This window comes from Nonomuraea sp. NPDC050451 (genome assembly GCF_044458585.1).
On record NZ_JBITHZ010000015.1, the window covers coordinates 62,845 to 81,316 of the forward strand.

Genomic DNA, 18,472 nt, shown 5'->3' on the forward strand with positions numbered 1-18,472 from the left:
GTTACCGTGTCCCACCACCTCATGTCGCGGCGCCGCCTGCTGGCCACCGGAGGCGGCCTGTCCCTGGCCGCCCTCCTCGCCGCCTGCTCGGACGACTCCCAGAAGCCGCAGGCCACCGGCGGCGCCCAGAGCTCCGGCGCGCTCGCGCTGAGCCTGCTGCTCCCCGGCGACGTGCCGGCCGGCTGGGACGCCGTCCTGGCCGAGGCCAACAAGAAGCTGCAGGCTGACCTGGGCTTCACCATCAAGCCGCAGTTCATCCCGTGGACCAGCTACGGCCAGCAGGCGCTGCTGAAGTTCACCGCGGGGGAGAAGTTCGACACCGCGCTGCAGGCGCGCTGGCTCAACATGACCCAGCTGGCCGCCAGCGGCTCGATCGTCGAGCTGAGCAGCCTGCTGTCCAGCGGCAAGTACCCCAACCTGACCGCCACGATCGACCCGAAGATCATCGAGCTGAACCGGTGGAGCGGCAAGCTCTACGGCCTGCCCCAGATCAACTCGGTCGCCCGCTTCCACCACTTCAGCATCCGCCAGGACCTGGCGGAGAAGCTCGGCATGAGCGACATCACGGACTTCGCCGGGCTGGAGAAGTTCTGGTACGACGTCAAGCAGAAGAACAAGGACATCATCCCGATCGGGGTCAGCTCCCGGATGCCCAAGCTGCTGGTGGCGTGGAACCCGGTCGGCTGGCTCAACCCCTACATGTGGGACAACCCCACCATGAGCATCGCGTCCTTCACCGGCGACTCGCTCAACTTCGTCCTGGCCGCCGACGGCAAGCAGACCGGCTCGTCCAACCCGATCCCGTGGTGGGAGGCCCCGGGCATGGTGGACGCGCTGCGCAAGATCCGCAAGTACTACCAGGACGGACTGATCAACAAGAACGCCCTCACCCTGGACTCCAAGGCGCTGGACTCCCAGTTCAAGGCCGGCCGCGTCGCCACCGGCTGGGCCATGACCGACGGCCTGTCCTCCACGGCGCTGCCCGAGCTGACCAAGAACGTGCCGGGCGCGATGATCGCGAACGTGATGCCGCTCAAGGGCGGCGAGAGCGCCAAGCCGTACCAGACCTTCCAGAGTGACAACTTCGTCGTGCTCAACGCCAAGGGCGAGAGCAACGAGAAGGCCATGCAGCTGCAGGACTGGGTGTCGATCAAGGAGAACCACGACCTGCTCAACTACGGCCTCCCCGGCAAGGACTGGAACCCCGTCGGCGACGACAAGTACGAGAAGCTGTCCACCTACACCTTCCCCGGCTTCGCCCTCGCCTGGCGGGCCAAGCTGGAGCGCCGGGTCAAGGACATGACCGAGTCCGAGGCCAAGTGGTTCGACTGGGCGCAGGACATCGACAACTTCACCGTCGATCCCTACGCCAGCTTCGTCCCCGACCCGGAGCCGATCAAGCGGGAGAACACCCAGATCACCGCGGCCATGACGCAGTTCGCCAACCCGCTGTTCATCGGCGCCGTCGATGTCGACCAGGGGCTGGACAAGCTGAAGAAGGCGCTGGAGCGGGCGGGTCTGGCCAAGGTCCAGGCCGAGATGGCCAAGCAGGCCGACGCCTACCTGAAGGGCCAGTGACGATGGCGCTGCCCATCAGCCGGAGGACCGTGCTGGCGTCCTCCGGCGCCCTGGCCGCCGCCACGTGGTTATGGAACGGCGAGGCCGCCGCGACGAGTGGCCGCGAGGCCCCGCTGGACGTGGTGGTCTTCGGTGACGAGGCCTCCGAGAGCGCCCACGTGGTGACCGCCGACCGGTCGGCGGTCGTGGCCGGGGCGCTCGGCCGGTCCGCGCGCGTGCTCAACCCGCAGGAGCCCGCCGGGGTCTGGGGCGGCACGGTCTCCTTCACCGTCAAGTGCGCGCCGCACGGCACCACGTACGTCACGATCAAGCTGTGGGGCGGCGACCGGGCGGCGAGCGAGGCCGACCAGTCCCGGCTCCAGCTCTTCTGCGCGGGCGAGCAGGTCGGCCACTACCACCTGGGCGCGGTCGACCCGCTGGACATCCTCAGCCAGGACGCCCACTCGCCGGGCCGCTTCCACTACCACACGCTGCCGCTGCCCGAGGCGATGACCCGCGACCGCGAGCAGGTCACGCTGGAGATCCGATCGATGGGCCGGATCTGGGGCTACGGGCAGAACGCGGCCGAGTTCTACCGGTCGATGGACAAGCCCAGCCGCCCCTTCTACCGGATCTACACCCATACCGAGCCGTACTTCCCCGGCGACGGCATCCAGGGGCCGGCGCCCGACGGGCCCGTCCGGCCCGCGCCCGGCCCCGAGGTGCTGGCCGGCATCAAGGCCAGGGTGCTGCGCGAGCACCGCAACTGGCTCGACGGCAACCCCGCCTCGCTCGACTCCTGGGCCTTCCAGGGGCTGGCCGAGGGCTACTTCTGGCCCGAGAGCCCCGCCCACCAGAATCCGGACGCGATCGACCAGGTGCTGGCCGCCATCGACGCCCGCTACACCAAGTGGCTCACCGACCCGACCGTGCTGACCGCCTCCGACCAGCAGTGGGAGGGCTTCGCCAAGGTCGGCATGGCGCTCCTGCTGCTCCGCGACGTCCTGGGCGACCGGCTGGAACGCCCGGTCGGCGGGCGGCCCGTGGGCGCGCCCAACCCGGGCTTCGAGCGCGGCGGCACGGCTCCCGCCTCCTGGAACACCGCCCGGTGGGCCGGCACGGCCACTTGGCTCTGGGACGACACGGTCAAGCGCGGCGGCTCGCGTTCGGTCAAGGTCACCACCGCCGCCGGAGCCGCCGCCGGCTGGAACACCGCCCAGAACCGCACCCTCATCGGCCAGGGCCGGCACCGCTACGGCGTCTGGGTCAGGACCGAGGACGTGGTGGCCCCGGGCGCCTACCTCGACGTGCTCTTCTACGACGCCGCCGGGAAGATCGTCGGCACCGACAACAAGTTCTACGCCCCGGCCGGCACCCGGGACTGGACGCAGATCACCGCCGAGCTGACCACCCCGGCCACCGCGGTCGAGCTCCGGCTCGACGTCCGCGTCGAGGGCGGCGGCACCGCCTGGTTCGACGACGTCGAGGTCACGCCGCTGGACGGGGCTACCCCGCCGGTCCAGGGCGATCTCCCGGTGCGGCGGGACGCGTACACCAGGATGCTGGCCGAGTCGATCTCGTACTGGCGCCGGCACATGCCGCACTACAGCAACCAGACGATGATCTGCGCGCTCGGCATCTACCGCTGCAACCGCGCCCTGATGCTGATAAATCCGGAAAAGGCGCCGCTCACCGAGGAGAAGGCCCGCGACTACATCCACCAGTCCGTCGGCCTGAAGCCCTTCCTGGGCAGGGAGGACGCCTCCGGCACCCCCAGCAAGATCCTGGGCGAGCACTTCCACCAGGTCACCCGGAAGGGCCTGACCAGGGAGCTGGGGTACGTCGGCAACTACGGCGAGGTGACCGACTGGCTGATCCTGCTCTACGAGGCCGTCACCCGCTTCGACGGCGTCGAGGACCCCGAGCTGAAGGCGCACCTGATCAAGATGATCAACGCGCGGGCCGTCTTCCGCTACCCCGAGGTCGACAACGACGGCTACCGCACCATGCGCATGGAGGCCGCCGTCGGCTGGCGCGACGACCACTATCCCGGCGACGTCGTCTACGCCCAGCGCCTGGCCTGGGACGGCCACCCCGCCATGGCCGCCGCCGTCCTCGGCGACCCCGCGACCGCCGGGCACGCCCAGCGGATGATCGCCGACAATCAGTTCTTCGGCCACCTCGACCTGCTGCTCACCAACACCTGGCCGCGCGTGGGACTCAACGCCCTACGCCTCGTCCAGCGTGACTGGCCCGCCTTCCAGGCGCTGCCCGCGGGCGGCACGCGGTTCCCCATGGACTGGGACGCCCCCACCTTCGTCTTCTCCGACGAGGAGAACGGCGTCGTCGCGATCAAGAACGGCAAGGAGATCCTCTACGCCTCCCTCTACTGGCGCGCCCGGCAGGCCGTCAACAACCTGGCCCGCGTCCACCACATCACCCCGGACACCCACCGGGTCGCCACCGTACGGCAGCAGTGCCAGGTCACGCCCACCGGCGACACCTGGACCGAGGCCGACTGGGTCTGCTTCTCCTTCGCCATCAACGACCCCGCCGCCTCCCACATCCCGCCCGGCGGTTTCCCGCCGCCCGGTCCCCAGGTCCACCAGGCCTTCGCGGGCGAGGTCCTCAAGGTCGGGCCGCATCCCGCGGACGTCCCGGACCCCGCGCTCGGGGTGGACTTCCCGGGTGTGGAGAAGCTCTTCGTCGGGAAGGCACAGTTCTACCGCTGCTCCTACGGCCGCTACCTCATCGGCATGAACACCTCCGAAGACCGACCCCGCCGCCTGCACACCACCGGCCCCGGCCACGCCCGTGACCTCGTGACCGGCCGCCGCGTCCGCCTGGGAGAACCGATCGAGGTCGCGCCCCTCAGCACTGTGGTGCTCTTCCTGGAGGACTGATGCACTCCTTGCTCGGCCTGTCGCCCGCCCGTACGTGGGAAGACGCGTTCCTCTCCGGCAACGGCGAGGTCGGGATCATGGCGTACGGGGGCCCGCGGGAGGAACTGGTGGTCAACCACCACCGGTTCGTGCTGCCCAACGGCACCCGCGACCGCCGCCCGCCCGCCATCGCGCACCTCCTGCCCGAGATCCGCGCCCACGTGCTGGCCGGGCGGCCGGTCGAGGCCCAGGCGCTAGCGGCGGACGGCTGGTCGCACCGGGCGTTCGTCTCCCGCGCCGACGGGGTCGTCGTCCAGCGGCTCACCGGGGACGTCGCCCTCCGCCTGACCGGCGACCTGCCCGGGAAGCCGGACACAGTCCGGTACGAGACGGCGGCGGTCACGGGCGCGGCCGAGGTGCTGCTGCTCACGAAGGCGGTCCGCCACGAGCACCCCGCCTGGCCTGACGACGAGCGCATCCGGGCAGGAGACGAGCCGGACGGGCTCGCCGGGCTGCTCGGTCCGGCCGGGGCTGGGTACGACGGACTGCTGGACCGGCAGGTCGCCCGGCACCGCGGCCAGATCGACCACTGGCGCACCAACGCCAGGGAGATCTACGGCGCCAGGGGCATCCTCGCGCCCAGCCGCACGGACGGCGAGAACGGCCACCTGTTCCACCTCAACGCCGACTGGCCGTGGACGATGTGGCTGGCCGGGGCGGACTGGCTGCTGTATCCGCTCGTGGAGCACGCAGTGGTCACCGGCGAGCCGATCCCCGAGCTGGCGGGCCGGCTCGCGGAGAGCCGCCTGTTCTGGGAGGACTTCCTCGCCGGAACGGACGGGACCGTGGTGCCGTCGTTCTCGCCCGAGGTGGGGCCCGGCGGCGGGCCGTTCGCCTGCCACAACGCCACCATGGACGTCGCGGCGGCCAGGCACGCGCTCGGCGAAGAGGACCACCGGCACGTCAGCCACCTGTACCCAGTCCGCGCACGGCAGCCTGCATCGGGCGCTGGCGGCGGCGCGGTTGAAGGATGGCGAGCCGGCCTGGGCAAAGGGGATCGTCGAGCTGCTGCCCGCGCTCCCGCCGGCGCTGGCGAAGGACCGCGTGCGCGGCGTCCGCTGCCGGGGCCGGGTGACGGTCGAGGAGCTGTCCTGGGGCGACGGCGTCCGGGCCAGGCTCACCTCCCCGGTCGACCAGACCGTTACCGTTGTCCACCGTGCCTCGGGCCTGCGCCGAGAAGTTGAGCTGACTGCTGGAAAGAGTGTGGAGATCATATGATCCGCAATCCCGTCCTGCCCGGTTTCGACCCCGACCCCTCGATCCTGCGGGTGGGAGAGGACTACTACCTGGCCACCTCGACCTTCGAGTGGTGTCCGGGCGTCCGCGTGCACCACTCCCGTGACCTGGTGAACTGGCGTCCGCTGGGGGGCATCCTGACCGAGCGCAGGCTGCTCGACCTGTCCGGCGTGCCCGACTCCGGGGGCATCTGGGCGCCCGACCTGACCTATCACGACGGGTTGTTCCACCTGGTTTACGGCGTGATGGACAACTATGCCCTCGGCTACAAGGACATCGCCAACTACCTGATCACCGCGCCCTCGATCGAGGGGCCGTGGTCCGACCCGGTCCGGCTGCCGGGCCGCGGCTTCGACGCCTCCCTCTACCACGAGGACGGCCGGAGCTGGCTGCTCAACATGGTCTTCGACTCCCGGCCGGGCCGCGGGTTCGCCGGGATCGAGCTGCAGTCCCTCGACGGCGGCAAGCCCGAGCTGATCCTGCCCAACCGCAGCGTCACCGAGGGCCCGCACCTCTACAAGATCGACGGCTGGTACTACCTGATGGTGGCCGAGGGCGGCACCGGCTACGAGCACGGGGTCACGGTGCTGCGCTCCCGCTCGATGTCGGGGCCGTACGAGGAGGACCCGGCGGGGCCCATGCTCACCTCGCGCCACGACCGGAGCCTGGAGCTGCAGAAGGCCGGGCACGGCTGCCTGGTGCAGACGCAGACGGGGGAGTGGTACCTGTCCCACCTGATGGCCCGGCCGTACCACAACGACAGGTGCGTGCTCGGGCGCGAGACCGCGCTGCAGCGCGTGACCTGGGAGGACGGGTGGCCGCGCGTGGCGGGCGGCGTGCCCGCCGTGGAGGTGGCCGCGCCCGAGCTGCCCGCGCACCCGTGGCCGGCGACCGAGGGCTGGAACGGCTCGCCGGCCGCCGGCGGGCTCGGGCCTGACTGGAGCACGCTGCGCCGGCCCGCCTCGCCCGACTGGCTGGCCGCCGATGAGGGCGGGCTCACCGTCCAGGGCGGTCAGTCCCCGTACGGCCTGCGCACCCCGAGCCTGGTCGCCCGCCGGGTCACGGCTCAGAAGTGCTCCCTGGAAACGGTCATGCGGTTCGAGCCGGACAGCGTCCACCAGTGGGCGGGCATCGTCGCCTACTACAACTCGCGCAACTGGCACTACCTGGCCGTGACCGCCGACGGCCTGGTGCTGACCACCAGCGACCAGGGGACCCGCACCGAGCGCCTGCTCGGCCCCGCGGGAGGCGAGGTCGAGCTGCGCGTGGAGTTCGACGGGCCGGTCTTGCGCTTCAACCACGGCCCGGACCTGGACGCGACGATCCTGTCGGACGAGCACGCCGACGAGTTCATCGACGGGAAGGTGCGGGCCTTCGGCTTCACCGGCGCGTTCGTGGGGTTCTGGGTGCAGGACCTGGCGGGAGAGGGCTGCTCGGCACGCTTCGAGCAGATCCGCTACCGCGCATGAGCCACACCGGCCTCTTCAGCACCTCGGACAGTCCATGAGGGTGCACGTCGAGACCTGGGGCCACGGCGGTCCGCCGCTGCTCCTGGTGCACGGATGGGGCGGCGACCACCGGCTGTGGCGCTCCCTGGACTTCGGGGAACGCCGGGTGATCGCTCCCGACCTGCGCGGTCACGGCCGGTCCCCGGTTCCGGCGACCGGGTACCGGCCCGTCGACCTGGCCCGCGACCTGGTGCCGCTGCTGGACGAGCCGGTGCTGGCCATCGGGCACTCCATGGGCGCCCAGGTGGTCACCGCGCTGGCGGTCGAGCATCCGGAGCTGGTCAGCGGGCTGGTCGTGGTCGCTCCCGCCTACGGCGCCGACGAGGAGGAGGAACGGCTCATCCCCGGCCGCCTGGCGGCGTTGCGTGCCGACGGCGTGGCCGCCGCGCTGCGGCAGCTCGGGCCGCTGCCCGCGCCGATCACCGGGCAGTTGCTGGCCACGCCCGGTCACGTGCTGGCCGAGTGCTACGCCGGGATGTACACCGTGCCCGGTGCCTTCGGGGTGCGCCGGGAATCCGAGCGGTATCTGGCCAGACGGGCCTGCCCGGTGCTCGCCGTACACAATGTGCCGGAGGCCGCGCGGTGGGAGGCGGGCCTGCCCGGCCATCCGGGCTCCAGGACCGTGGTGTGGCCGGATGCCGGGCATTTCCTGCATGTGGAGCATCCGGCGAAGTTCGTGGAGCTGGTGGTCGGCTGGGACCGCTGAGCCTCCTGGGGTCCGCGTCGTCGCGGTGATTCCGGTCCTCACAACTCGGGTTCGGCAAAGGTGAAGCCCATCACATACACTTTGACCAGCGGTTACGCGGTGGCCGTTCGTGCCGTCGCCCGGTCTCAGCGCAGCGGCCGGGCGGTCACGGGTGCGTGTGGAGCGCGCCCGCCGCCCGCGTCGGTGCCCTTCCGCAGCGGGGCTGAGCCCAACGAGAAGAAGAATTATGCGAAGTCTCGTGTTCGTCATAGCCGGTGTCGCGCTGGCTGCGGCCGCCTGTGGTGCGCCCGCCAACGGCGACTCCGCGGAGGGCCTCACCATCGGCCTGGCGGTCTCGACGATGAGCAACCCGTACTTCGTCCAGTTCCGTGACGGGGCGGAGGCGGCCGCTCAGCGTTTCGGGGCCAAGCTGTCCGTCGCCGACGCCCAGAACGACGCCTCGCGGCAGGCGACGCAGGTCCACGGGTTCACCATCCGGAAGATGAAGGCGGTCATCATCAACCCGGTCGACTCCAACACGCTCGCCACGGAGGTCAGAGCCGCCAGCCTGGCCGGCATCCCGGTGATCGCGGCCGATCGCGCGATCAACAACGCCTCGGTGGCAGAGACGCTGACCTCGGACAACCTGGCTGGAGGCAGGCTCGGCGCGCAGGAACTGGCCAAGCAGATCGGCGGGAAGGGCCACGTGGTCGTGCTCCGCGGCACGGCCGGCACCTCCGCCTCCCGCGACCGCAGCAAGGGCTTCGCCGACGGCATCGCCGCGTACCCGAAGATCAAGGTCGTGGCCGCCCAGCGGGCCGACTTCGACCGGGCCAAGGGCCTGAACGTCATGACGAGCCTCATCCGGTCGCATCCCGACCTCGACGGGGTGTTCGCGGAGAACGACGAGATGGCGCTGGGCGCGATCCAGGCACTGGGGCCGAGGGCGGGCCACCACGTCAAGGTCGTCGGGTTCGACGGCACGCCGGACGGGATCAAGGCGGTGCGGGCTGGCAGCATGGCCGCCACGGTCACCCAGCAGCCGCGCCTGATCGGCTGGCAGGCGGTGCAGGACGCCATCAAGGCGGCCAAGGGCCAGACGGTCGCCAAGACGGTGGCGGTCCCGGTCAAGCTGGCGACCAAGGACAACGCGAACGAGTTCTGGACTTTCTGAGCCAGCGAGCGTAGTTAACGGTGCCTATCAGAGTGCGCTCAGCGTAGACGTGTGCCGGCGGGTCGACAAGAGGCGGAAAGCGCATTCCGTCATCGTGGATCGTCAATCATGTCTCTGAGCTGGTAAAACGTTCCTCTTGAGGCGAGCTTCTGTGTAACGCCTGGGTAACGGGTTCTTGTCGGGTGACTCACTGCGGCCTAATCTCCGGGGAGAACGTTTTCTATCGGGAGACCCGCCATGCTCGCTCGGCACCTGTTAGGCGGCCCGCTCGCCGCGATCCTGCTGCTGCCCTTCCTCGCCGCGCCCCCTGCGACGGCCGCCCCTTTGCCCGCCGGACACGTGGACGTGGTCACGTTCGGCGACACCGAGTCCGAGAGCGCGCACGCGCTGCAGGCGGCCTCCACCGCGGTGGTCGAAGGGGCGCTGGGGGAGCCCGCCCGAGTGGCCAGGCCGACCGCCCCGCCCACCGTCAAGGGCGGTGAGCTGCGGTTCAGGGTCGCGGTCGATCCGGTCGCGCAGAACTACTTCACGCTGAAGTTCTGGGGGAGCGACGTCTCGCCCTACAAGACGATCGCCTACGTCAACGGCGAGCAGATCGGCTACCGGCGCTCGGGCGACTACGAGGCGATCAACCTCGGCTCGAGCAAGGCGCTGCCCGGCCGGTTCTACTACAACACGATCATGCTGCCGCTCGGCCACACCCTGGGCCGGCGGGTCGTGGAGATGACGGTCCGGACGTACGACGCCGGGTTCAGCCAGCCCGTGACCGCCGACTCGCGCGGCTACTACCGGGCCTACACGCACACCACCGCGTACCTGGACGTCTCCGGCGAGAAGCAGGGGACGGTCACCCCGGACACCACGCCCGCCCCCGGGCCGACCGACGCCGAGAAGCAGGCGATGGTCGACCGCTACCGGAAGAGCCAGGTCGACCTGTTCAACCAGTACAGCGCGCAGCTCGACGCCTCGCCGACGGCGAAGCTGTCGGTCGTCCGCTACCAGGAGGACCTGCGCTTCTACGCCTCGGCGCTGCTGGAGCCCTGGGTGCCGGCGAACACGCCAGAGCTGAAGAAGGCGGCGCTGGGACGCCTGTTCAAGGCGATCGACAACCACGTCAAGGACTACTACGCCGACACCCGGCTGCTGCTGCGGGGCGGCCACCAGGGCGACTGGGGCGGCTACTACGGGGCCCTGGGCGAGGCGCTGTACATCGTGGAGAACCTGATCCCCGAGGTGTACGGCACGAAGGAGTTCGAGGCGTTCCTGGACGAGCCCTTCGTCACCGGCACGCAGGACGGGCCGTCCTCGCTCAAGGGCGTGGACTGGGACGGCGGGGAGCTGTCCCGGCGCGAGGCGTACGAGCGGGTGCTGAAGGCCAACTTCGACTTCGCCAGAGCGCGCCTGTCCTACATCTACAACCAGGTGATGTACACCTACGAGGGCGCGTGGGAGGCGCACGAGGGCCTGCGGGTGATCGGATCGCGCTTCTACGAGGGCAAGGCCAGGAGCCACCGGATCCTGCTGGAGGCGCTCGGCGTCGAGCCCTTCCTCGGCGAAGAGGTGCTGGTGGGGCCCGACGGCAAGGACCTGGACCTCTACCACTCGCTCTTCTACCACGACACCACCGCCCGCTTCACCGACGACTTCGCCCGGATCGTGGGCAAGGGCCTGGCCAGGAGCAAGCTCGGCGCCGACGGGAGGGTGGTGCGCCGCCTGCCGTACGGCGAGCACTACACCGGCATCACCAAAGCCGGGCTGACCAGGGAGAACACCTTCGTCGCCAACTACGGCGAGGCCACCAACTACCTGCCCGAGTACTTCTTCCGCACCTGGGGCCACAAGGGCGACGAGAAGCTCAACGACGAGATCCTCAAGCTGGCGCTGAAGAACCTGCACGCCCGCGGCTTCACCCGCTACACCGGCACGGACGACAACGGCAAGCGGGTGTCCCTGGCGGAGATGGCCGTCGACGAGCGCAACGCGGCCTACCCGGGCTGGCCCGCCTACGCCCTGCGCAACACCGAGGGCCGCACGATGGAGTACGTCACGCTGGACAAGCACATGGCCGAGCACGCCGAGCGTTACGCGAGCGCGGAGTGGGAGCCGTACCGGCGCTACGCGAACGAGGCGGCCGGGTTCGTCCAGCAGCAGATCGCCGACAACCAGTACTTCAACACGTTCTCCTCCGTGGAGGCGAAGCGGAAGTACGACATGTGGCTGCCCGAGACCTACGCCTACCTGCGCGCCCGCCCGGCGGCCGGGGCCGTGCTCCCGCAGACGGACTTCGCCGCGTACACGCCCGCGGAGCTCGCCGCCCTGGGCGTCGACCCGGCCCGCTACGAGCGGTTCGCGTTCGCGGACGTGGACGACATGTTCGTCTCCGTCCGCGACGGCGACACCCGGATCTTCGGCTCGCTGTTCGAACGGCAGCGCGGCGTCGCCGGGAACGGGCGGCTGCACGTCCTGGCCAAGGATCACCACAACGTCGTGCAGATCGCCACGGACACGCAGTTCGCCTACCGCGACTACAACGTGCGGATGGACAACATCGACGTCGACTTCATGGAGGACCAGCAGAAGGGCGACGGCGGCCTGCCGCAGGCGCTGGCCGGTGAGATCCTGCCCGCCGCCCACCAGCCGGGCGTCGGCACCGTGCGGCGGGAGAACTACGAGTTCGACACCCCCTACTCCGGATACGCGGACTTCCTGACCGCCCGCTACGGCGACTACGTGTTCGCCTTCAACACCACCCGGGACGACTACGGCAACAAGCGCTCGTTCTCCCTGGACGTGCCCGGCGACGCGGTGGACCTGGTCTCGGGCAGGCGGGTGGCCGGGGGCGCGGTGAGCGTGCCGCCCGAGACCGCGATGGTGCTGAGGCTGGACGGCGCCGCGGCCGAGCGGCCGAAGCCGCACCACGTGGACTTCGTCCAGGCGCTGCGCGACCGCGACGGCGTCACCCTCACCTGGAAGCCTGCCGCGGGCGCCGAGTCGTACACGATCAGGCGCGACGGCAAGGTGATCGCCGCCGGGGTCCGCGGCACGACGTTCGAGGCCGGCAAGCAGTCCGGCGCGTACACCGTGACCGGGGTGAACCGCCACGGTTCCGGCTGGGCCTCGCAGGCCGTCGAGCCGCCCGCCGCGCCGGTGGACCGCGTCGGAGAGGTCGCGGGCCGGGTCAAGGCGGACGGGCACCGCGTCGAGCTCACCGGGGGCGACGGCAAGGGCCTCGGCGAAGGCGACGACTACTACCTCGACAAGCGTGACATCCAGGACACCCTGCTCTTCTCGAACGAGGTGCTCACCGGCAGCGGGTCGGTCAGCGCCCGGATCGAGCAGGCAGGAGGCCCGGCCAGTGGCGTGATGCTCCGGGCCGACGCCCGCTACATCTACTTCGGCGCGGACGCCTCCGGCAGGCTCGTCCTGCGGAACCGCACCCGCGACTCCCGGCACGACTGGCAGGACGACCGGCGCAGCCCGATCGACGCCGGCATCCAGGGATACACCGCGGCCGAGTACCCGTTCGTCAAGCTCGTACGGGACGTCGACGCCCAGATCGTGCGGGCATGGGCGAGCAAGGACGGCCAGTCGTGGTCGTACGTGGCGGAGCTGTTCACGCCCTTCCCCGAAGGCGTGTACGCCGGGGTGGCGGCGGCCACGGCGGCCACGTTCACCCACGTCACGGTGTCGCCCGACCCCGAGGGGACGCTGTACGCCCGGGTGGAGCGGGCCAGGGACCAGGTGACGCTGCGCTGGAGCAAGCCGGACGCCGCCACCCGGTTCACCGTCTACCGCAAGGACGGCGCGAGCGCCGCCTGGCGCCCGGTGCTGTCGAACGCGCTGACCTTCGACTTCACCGACGAACCGCTGCGGCACGGCACCCGCTTCTACCGGATCGCGACGATCGGCGCGGACGGCGCCGAACGGCCGGGCTCGGGCCTGCTGATGGCGGCGGCCGAACCGCTCGCCACCGTGATCGCCGAGACGGAGAAGCTGCCCGCGGCCGACTACACCAAGGGCAGCTACTACCTGCTGACCAGGGCGATCGCCGAGGCGAAGGCGGGCGGCGACGAGGACGAGCTGATCGACCGGATCTACGCCGCCGTCGAGCAGCTCGTGCCGGTCGGCACGCTGCTGAAGAAGGTCACCGTCGAGCCGTCCATGGTGGAGGCGTCCACCGAGGCATGGGGAGGCGGCGGCACCAAGGCCCAGAACGGCTGGCGCGCCTTCGACGGCGACCTGGCCACCGCCACCGACACCACCACCTCGGCGGGCTGGATCGACGTGCGCCTGCCGGCGGCGGCGGCGCTGGACGCGATCCGCTACCACCCGCGCTCCACCCACGTCACGCGGCTGAACGGCGCCGTGTTCAGGGGATCCGCCGACGGTGGCGCCACCTGGACCGACCTGCACACGGTCAGCGGGGTCGACACGGCGCAGTGGTACTCCGTCCCGCTCCCGCGGACCGCGGCCTACCCGTGGCTGCGCGTCGCCTTCCCGTCGGGCAACGCCAACGTGGCCGAGATCGAGTTCCTGTTTATGGGCGACGACCGTACCCTGCTCGACCTGCTCATCGAGGAGGCCGAGGCCGTCGACCCGAGCCGCCGCACCCCCGAGCTGACCGCCGCGCTGGAGCACGCCCGCTCCGAGCCGGCCGGTCAGGAGCAGATCGACGCCGCGGCTGAGCGGCTGCGCGTCGCCCTCGCGAGCCTGTGACCCCCGCGGTACGGCTCGCGCCCGAGGAGCGAGCCGTACCGCACCCTCCAACACCCCCTAGGAGAGGTCATGTCCGCACGCACCCCCGTCGTCACCCGTCGCGGCGCCCTCAAGGTCGTGCTCGCCGCCGGCGCAGGCGCGGCCCTGCTGGGCCGCGCCGAGCCGGCCGCCGCGGCCAGCCACCCCGGCCTGCTGCACACGCAGGCCGACTTCGACCGCATGCGTTCGATGGTCAACGCCGGAGCCCAGCCCTGGAAGGCGGGCTGGGACCGGCTCGTGGCCAACTCCCACTCCCAGAGCACCTGGTCGCCCAATCCGCAGGCGACGATCATCCGCGGCGGCGACGGCCAGAACTACGGGATCCTCTACAACGACATCCACGCCGCCTACCAGAACGCGCTGCGCTGGAAGGTCAGCGGCAGCGCCGCGCACGGCGACAAGGCCCGCGACATCCTCAACGCCTGGTCCGCCACGCTCACCACGGTCACCGGCAACGCCGACCGGTTCCTCGCCGCGGGGATCTACGGCTACCAGTTCGCCAACGTCGCCGAGATCATGCGCGGTTACGGCGGCTTCGACCTGGCCCGCTTCCAGCGGATGATGCTCAACGTCTTCCACCCGCTCAACGAGAGCTTCCTGACCAACCACAACGACGCCTGCATCACCAACTACTGGGCCAACTGGGATCTGTGCACCATGAACTCGATCCTGGCCATCGGCGTGCTCTGCGACCGGCAGGACCTCATCGACCGGGCCGTCACGTACTTCAGGACGGGCGCGGGCAACGGCTCGATCGGGCACGCCATCCCGTTCCTGCACAGCGGCGGGCTGGCGCAGTGGCAGGAGAGCGGGCGCGACCAGGGCCACACCATGATGGGCGTCGGCCAGATGGGCGCCTTCTGCGAGATGGCCTGGAACCAGGGCATCGACCTGTACGGCTACGACGGCAACCGGTTCGCCAAGGCGTGCGAGTACATCGCCAAGTACAACCTGGGCGAGGACGTCCCGTTCACCGCCTACACCTGGGGCACCGGCCAGAACTGCGCCCAGCAGACGCACACCGCGATCTCCTCGGCGAGCCGCGGCGAGGTGCGGCCCGTCTGGGAGACGGTCTACAACCACTACGCCGTCAGGCGCGGCCTGGCCATGCCGTACTCGGCCGCGTTCGTCGCCAAGGTGCGGCCGGAGGGCGGCGGCGGCGACTACGGACCCAACAGCGGCGGCTTCGACCAGCTCGGGTTCGGGACGCTCACGCACGCCAGGGTCCCCGGCGCCGCCACCCTCCCGACGGGGACGACCCGGTCGCTGCGCTCGGTCAACTATCCCGCCCGCTTCGTCAGGCACCAGAACGACCTGGGCTACCTGCACGAGGTGAGCGCCTCCAGCGACGCCCAGACCCGTCAGGACGCCACCTTCACGATCGTGGCGGGGCTCGCCGCGCCGAACGGCTACTCCCTGCGCGCCGCCGACGGCCGGTATCTGCGCCACTCCGGCTGGCGGGCGCGCCTGGGCGCCGACGACGGCACCGCCCTGTTCAGGGCCGACGCCACCTTCTACGCCGGACCCGGCGCCGCGAGCGGCTCGGTGCGCCTCGAATCGAGCAACTACCCCGGCCGCTTCCTGCGCCACCGCGGCTTCGAGCTCTGGGTGGACGCCTACGACGGCACGGCCGGGTTCCGCGACGACAGCTCCTTCACGGCGGTCACGGCCTGGGCCTGACCCCGTCACGGGCGGGCGGCGTCACGGACCGGCGCACCACGGCATGCTGCTCCGAGGCGCTGCCCGCCCGGCCCTCCCTCAGCTCCAGCACCCTGGCGTATGGACAACGTTTTCTAGGGGCTACTGAAGGTGATCATGCCCCTCCTTTCCGGTTGTTTCCGGGAGATCAACGGATCTTCACCGCTACGATCCGGCTTTTCCGGCAGTCAACCCGAGAGAAAGAGAGACGGACCCCTATGTGGATCGCATTGGGCGTGATCGTCGCCCTGGTCGCCGGCGTGGCTCTGTGGTGGAAGTTCCGAGATCCGCTCAGAGGCGAGGACTTCTACAAGTTCCACGTCGAACGCAAGTGGGCCTGGGAGCTCATCCTCGACGACGAGCAGGAGCGGGCGTTCATGGCCGGGCTCGAGGCGTACGACGAGGAGAGCACGGTCTTCCTGCACCGCGAGGCCGGCGCGCTGCGCGTCTACGACCCGTCCATGATGATCTCGCTGTTCCTGCTCGCCGAGCAGTTCGCCGCGCTGGGCCCGCAGGCCCTGGGCGAACCGGCGGGCGCCGTACGCCACCTGATCGACCGCGCCGCGCAGAGCGAGACCGGCGGCGTGCTGCACCTCGACGACGACTGGATGGCCGAGCAGGTCGACGGCATGGACAAGTACGACTTCACCGGCGCGATGATGAGCGCCACGCACGCCCAGGGCGTGGACGGCGGCGTCGGCGGCTACGGCGACGAGGACGGCGGCTACGGCATGCTCACCGTGCTCGTGGAGATGCCGCAGCACGTGGCGCACATGTACGACGACGCCCACAGCCACGCCGCCCCCGGCGAGATCCGCAACCGGCTCGACGTCTACAAGGCCGTGATCGAGGAGCCGGAGCCCGAGTTCGTGGCGGGGCTGGAGAGCGCCGACGCCGAGCGCAGTCGCTTCACGAACACGCTGATGTACGACTACGGCCGGGTGCTCGCCGGATACCGGTCGATGCGCCCGCAGATGCCGCACGCGCAGCCGTCCGACGTCATGTCCATGGTCATGGCGCGCATGCTCTCGGACAGCCTGCCCGGCATGACCTGGACCCGGCAGCCGTCGACCGAGCAGTACCAGCGCGCCCTGGAGCTGATCTCAACGAGAGGCTGACCCGCTGCGGGCGAACCGGCCCGCGAAGGTCCGCACGTCCGCCGACCTGCCGGCCAGGTCGGCCGCCCACTTGACCGCCGTCTTCAGCGACGGCTCCGGGGCGTGGTAGGACCTGTCGACCGACCACCACCAGGCCCTCTCCCGGGGCGGCTCGGCGGCCAGTTCGGCCGCCGCCAGCCCCGCCGGATGGCCCGCCCGCTCCCAGAGCTCCTCCCACTGCGCGCGGCGCAGGCGCAGGTAGAGCAGGTTCTTCAGGTCGGCGAGCACGCCGAGGTCGTTGACGGCGGCCTGGGACAGGTCCAGCCCGTACAGGCGCGGGCACGACACGAGCGGCGCCAGGTCGACGGGGCTCGTGGTCCGCACCGTCAGCAGGCGGAGCGTGGCGTGGCCCGCCAGCGGCCACAGGTCGATCGCGTCCATGGACAGGTCGAGCAGCTCCACCGGCGTGTCGCGGAGCGGGCCCAGATCCGCTCCCGGCACGTTCTCCACGGTGATCTGCCACAACGTCGGCGTCCCGCGCAGGGGCCGGAAGTCGGCCCAGGGGGCGTTGAGCACCGTCAGGCGTTCGATCCCCGGGCGCATGCCGCGCATGGAGGCCGCGTCGGCGCCGGCGACGACCAGCGCGCGGGGCTCCTCCTCCGGCTCCTCGACGTCGATCCACAGCTCGCCCTCCTCGACCCGGTACGCGCCCGCCCGCAGCGCGGCGACGTGCCGCCGCAGCAGGGCGGTCACCGAGTCGGCGACGTAGACCGGGCCGTCGTCGTGGTGCACGCCCATGCGGATGACCTGGCCGGAGCGCCCGCCGGGGCCAGGCGCGAGGTCCACCGCCAGGAACTCGCCGCCGGTGCTGGTGGCGAACGGGATCCAGCCCGGGTGGTCCGATGCCCGGCGCACCGCCAGCCGCGGGCCGGTGCTGGTGATCAACGGGTTGAGCAGGTGGTCACGCCAGGCGCGTCCCGCAGTCCACCAGCGGTTCTCCGGGCGGCTCTGGCTCACCAGCCGCTCCAGGCCGAACCAGGGGTGCCGGTCCAGCAGCCCCTCGCCGCCGTCGCCGTCGATGTGCGCGTACAGGGCACGCAGGTCGTCGGGGAGCCCCATCGCGAGCTCGGCCCGGCGCGCCTCGGGCAGGGCGGGCGGCGGCGCGTACGTGTCCCGCCCCAGGATCCGGTCCCGCTCGCGTAAATAGGCGCCGAGCAGGGCGACCGCCTCCCGAGGGTCCCCCGCCTGCGTGGACTCCACCGGGCCCTGCTGGAACGCCGCCGGCTCGGCCGGGAGCGCGTGCCGATCGAGCACGTACAGGAAGCCGCCGTCGTGGGCACGCTCCAGCGACTCGCTGACCACCGCCTCGAACCGCCCCTTGGCCTCGACGACCAGCTCGACGGTCAGATGATCGCCGGTCGGCCCGGCCAGTGTGTGGACGGCGCACAGCTCGGCGTGCAGGTCGACGTCACCGTCGCCGGCGCCGGGCTCGTACGTCAGGCCGCTGTGCCCGGACCCGCCGCCGCCGGTCGCGAACCCCCGAAATTCGGCCCGGCGCCACTTCGGGGGCGCCGCGGCCGCGATCTTCTCGGCCATGGAACGGAGTACGTCGTCGATCACGTGGCCTTTCCAACACGACTCGATCTTGTGAACGGCCGGATCGGCACCCGGTCGCTTTGTCGGTGATGATCTCTAATCTCCCGCCCATGACACAAGTGACCCCCGTTACCCGTTTGGCAGGAGTTGCGCGACCTCGTCACCTAGGGCAGGACCGCGGACCTGGCCGGCCTCGTCCGCGTCGTCGTCTCCCGTCCCGTCGG

Annotated in this window: 10 protein-coding genes and 1 pseudogene; 10 read left to right on the plus strand and 1 reads right to left on the minus strand. The window is 70.9% G+C overall.

Annotated elements, in window-relative coordinates; translation table 11 throughout:
• Window positions 1-6 precede the first annotated feature (6 nt).
• The 10 genes and pseudogenes from ACIBI9_RS36860 to ACIBI9_RS36905 all read left to right on the plus strand — a co-directional run bounded on the left by ACIBI9_RS36860 (window position 7) and on the right by ACIBI9_RS36905 (window position 16,673).
• A complete protein-coding gene (locus ACIBI9_RS36860) occupies window positions 7-1,578 on the plus strand; it encodes a DUF3502 domain-containing protein (protein ID WP_397229129.1) in 1,572 nt (523 codons plus the stop codon).
• Window positions 1,579-1,580: 2 nt separating this feature from the next.
• Window positions 1,581-4,460: a hypothetical protein gene (locus ACIBI9_RS36865; RefSeq protein ID WP_397229131.1), complete on the plus strand. Its 2,880-nt coding sequence runs from the start codon at window positions 1,581-1,583 to the stop codon at window positions 4,458-4,460.
• Window positions 4,460-4,702: pseudogene (locus tag ACIBI9_RS36870) on the plus strand (glycoside hydrolase N-terminal domain-containing protein); the annotation flags it as partial. The gene ACIBI9_RS36865 and the pseudogene ACIBI9_RS36870, both read left to right, overlap by 1 nt.
• An 841-nt stretch (window positions 4,703-5,543) precedes the next feature.
• On the plus strand, window positions 5,544-5,717 hold the full coding sequence (locus ACIBI9_RS36875) for a hypothetical protein (RefSeq protein WP_397229133.1): 174 nt from the start codon (window positions 5,544-5,546) through the stop codon (window positions 5,715-5,717).
• Window positions 5,714-7,204, plus strand: a complete 1,491-nt coding sequence (locus ACIBI9_RS36880) for a glycoside hydrolase family 43 protein (protein ID WP_397229135.1) — start codon at window positions 5,714-5,716, stop codon at window positions 7,202-7,204. Before ACIBI9_RS36875 ends, ACIBI9_RS36880 begins: the two co-directional genes overlap by 4 nt.
• A 34-nt stretch (window positions 7,205-7,238) precedes the next feature.
• Complete coding sequence (locus ACIBI9_RS36885; RefSeq protein WP_397229137.1) at window positions 7,239-7,949, plus strand: alpha/beta fold hydrolase; 711 nt, start codon at window positions 7,239-7,241, stop codon at window positions 7,947-7,949.
• Between the two features lie 226 nt (window positions 7,950-8,175).
• On the plus strand, window positions 8,176-9,102 hold the full coding sequence (locus tag ACIBI9_RS36890; protein ID WP_397229139.1) for a substrate-binding domain-containing protein: 927 nt from the start codon (window positions 8,176-8,178) through the stop codon (window positions 9,100-9,102).
• Window positions 9,103-9,339: 237 nt separating this feature from the next.
• Window positions 9,340-13,818 (plus strand): hypothetical protein, encoded by a 4,479-nt coding sequence (locus ACIBI9_RS36895; protein WP_397229141.1) that lies wholly within the window; start codon window positions 9,340-9,342, stop codon window positions 13,816-13,818.
• A 69-nt stretch (window positions 13,819-13,887) separates the two neighbouring features.
• Window positions 13,888-15,537: an AbfB domain-containing protein gene (locus ACIBI9_RS36900; RefSeq protein WP_397229143.1), complete on the plus strand. Its 1,650-nt coding sequence runs from the start codon at window positions 13,888-13,890 to the stop codon at window positions 15,535-15,537.
• 236 nt (window positions 15,538-15,773) lie between these two features.
• Window positions 15,774-16,673: a hypothetical protein gene (locus tag ACIBI9_RS36905; protein WP_397229145.1), complete on the plus strand. Its 900-nt coding sequence runs from the start codon at window positions 15,774-15,776 to the stop codon at window positions 16,671-16,673.
• Here ACIBI9_RS36905 and ACIBI9_RS36910 read toward each other — a convergent pair.
• On the minus strand, window positions 16,659-18,272 hold the full coding sequence (locus tag ACIBI9_RS36910; RefSeq protein ID WP_397229147.1) for an SMI1/KNR4 family protein: 1,614 nt from the start codon (window positions 18,270-18,272) through the stop codon (window positions 16,659-16,661). The genes ACIBI9_RS36905 and ACIBI9_RS36910 overlap by 15 nt on opposite strands.
• Between the last annotated feature and the right edge of the window lie 200 nt (window positions 18,273-18,472).

What these genes read in the sequence shown, in the direction of transcription:
- ACIBI9_RS36865 (WP_397229131.1), top strand. Translation starts at nt 1,581, where the DNA reads ATGGCGCTGCCCATCAGCCGGAGGACCGTGCTGGCGTCCTCCGGCGCC.
- ACIBI9_RS36880 (WP_397229135.1), top strand. Translation starts at nt 5,714, where the DNA reads ATGATCCGCAATCCCGTCCTGCCCGGTTTCGACCCCGACCCCTCGATC.
- ACIBI9_RS36885 (WP_397229137.1), top strand. Translation starts at nt 7,239, where the DNA reads ATGAGGGTGCACGTCGAGACCTGGGGCCACGGCGGTCCGCCGCTGCTC.
- ACIBI9_RS36890 (WP_397229139.1), top strand. Translation starts at nt 8,176, where the DNA reads ATGCGAAGTCTCGTGTTCGTCATAGCCGGTGTCGCGCTGGCTGCGGCC.
- ACIBI9_RS36895 (WP_397229141.1), top strand. Translation starts at nt 9,340, where the DNA reads ATGCTCGCTCGGCACCTGTTAGGCGGCCCGCTCGCCGCGATCCTGCTG.
- ACIBI9_RS36900 (WP_397229143.1), top strand. Translation starts at nt 13,888, where the DNA reads ATGTCCGCACGCACCCCCGTCGTCACCCGTCGCGGCGCCCTCAAGGTC.
- ACIBI9_RS36905 (WP_397229145.1), top strand. Translation starts at nt 15,774, where the DNA reads ATGTGGATCGCATTGGGCGTGATCGTCGCCCTGGTCGCCGGCGTGGCT.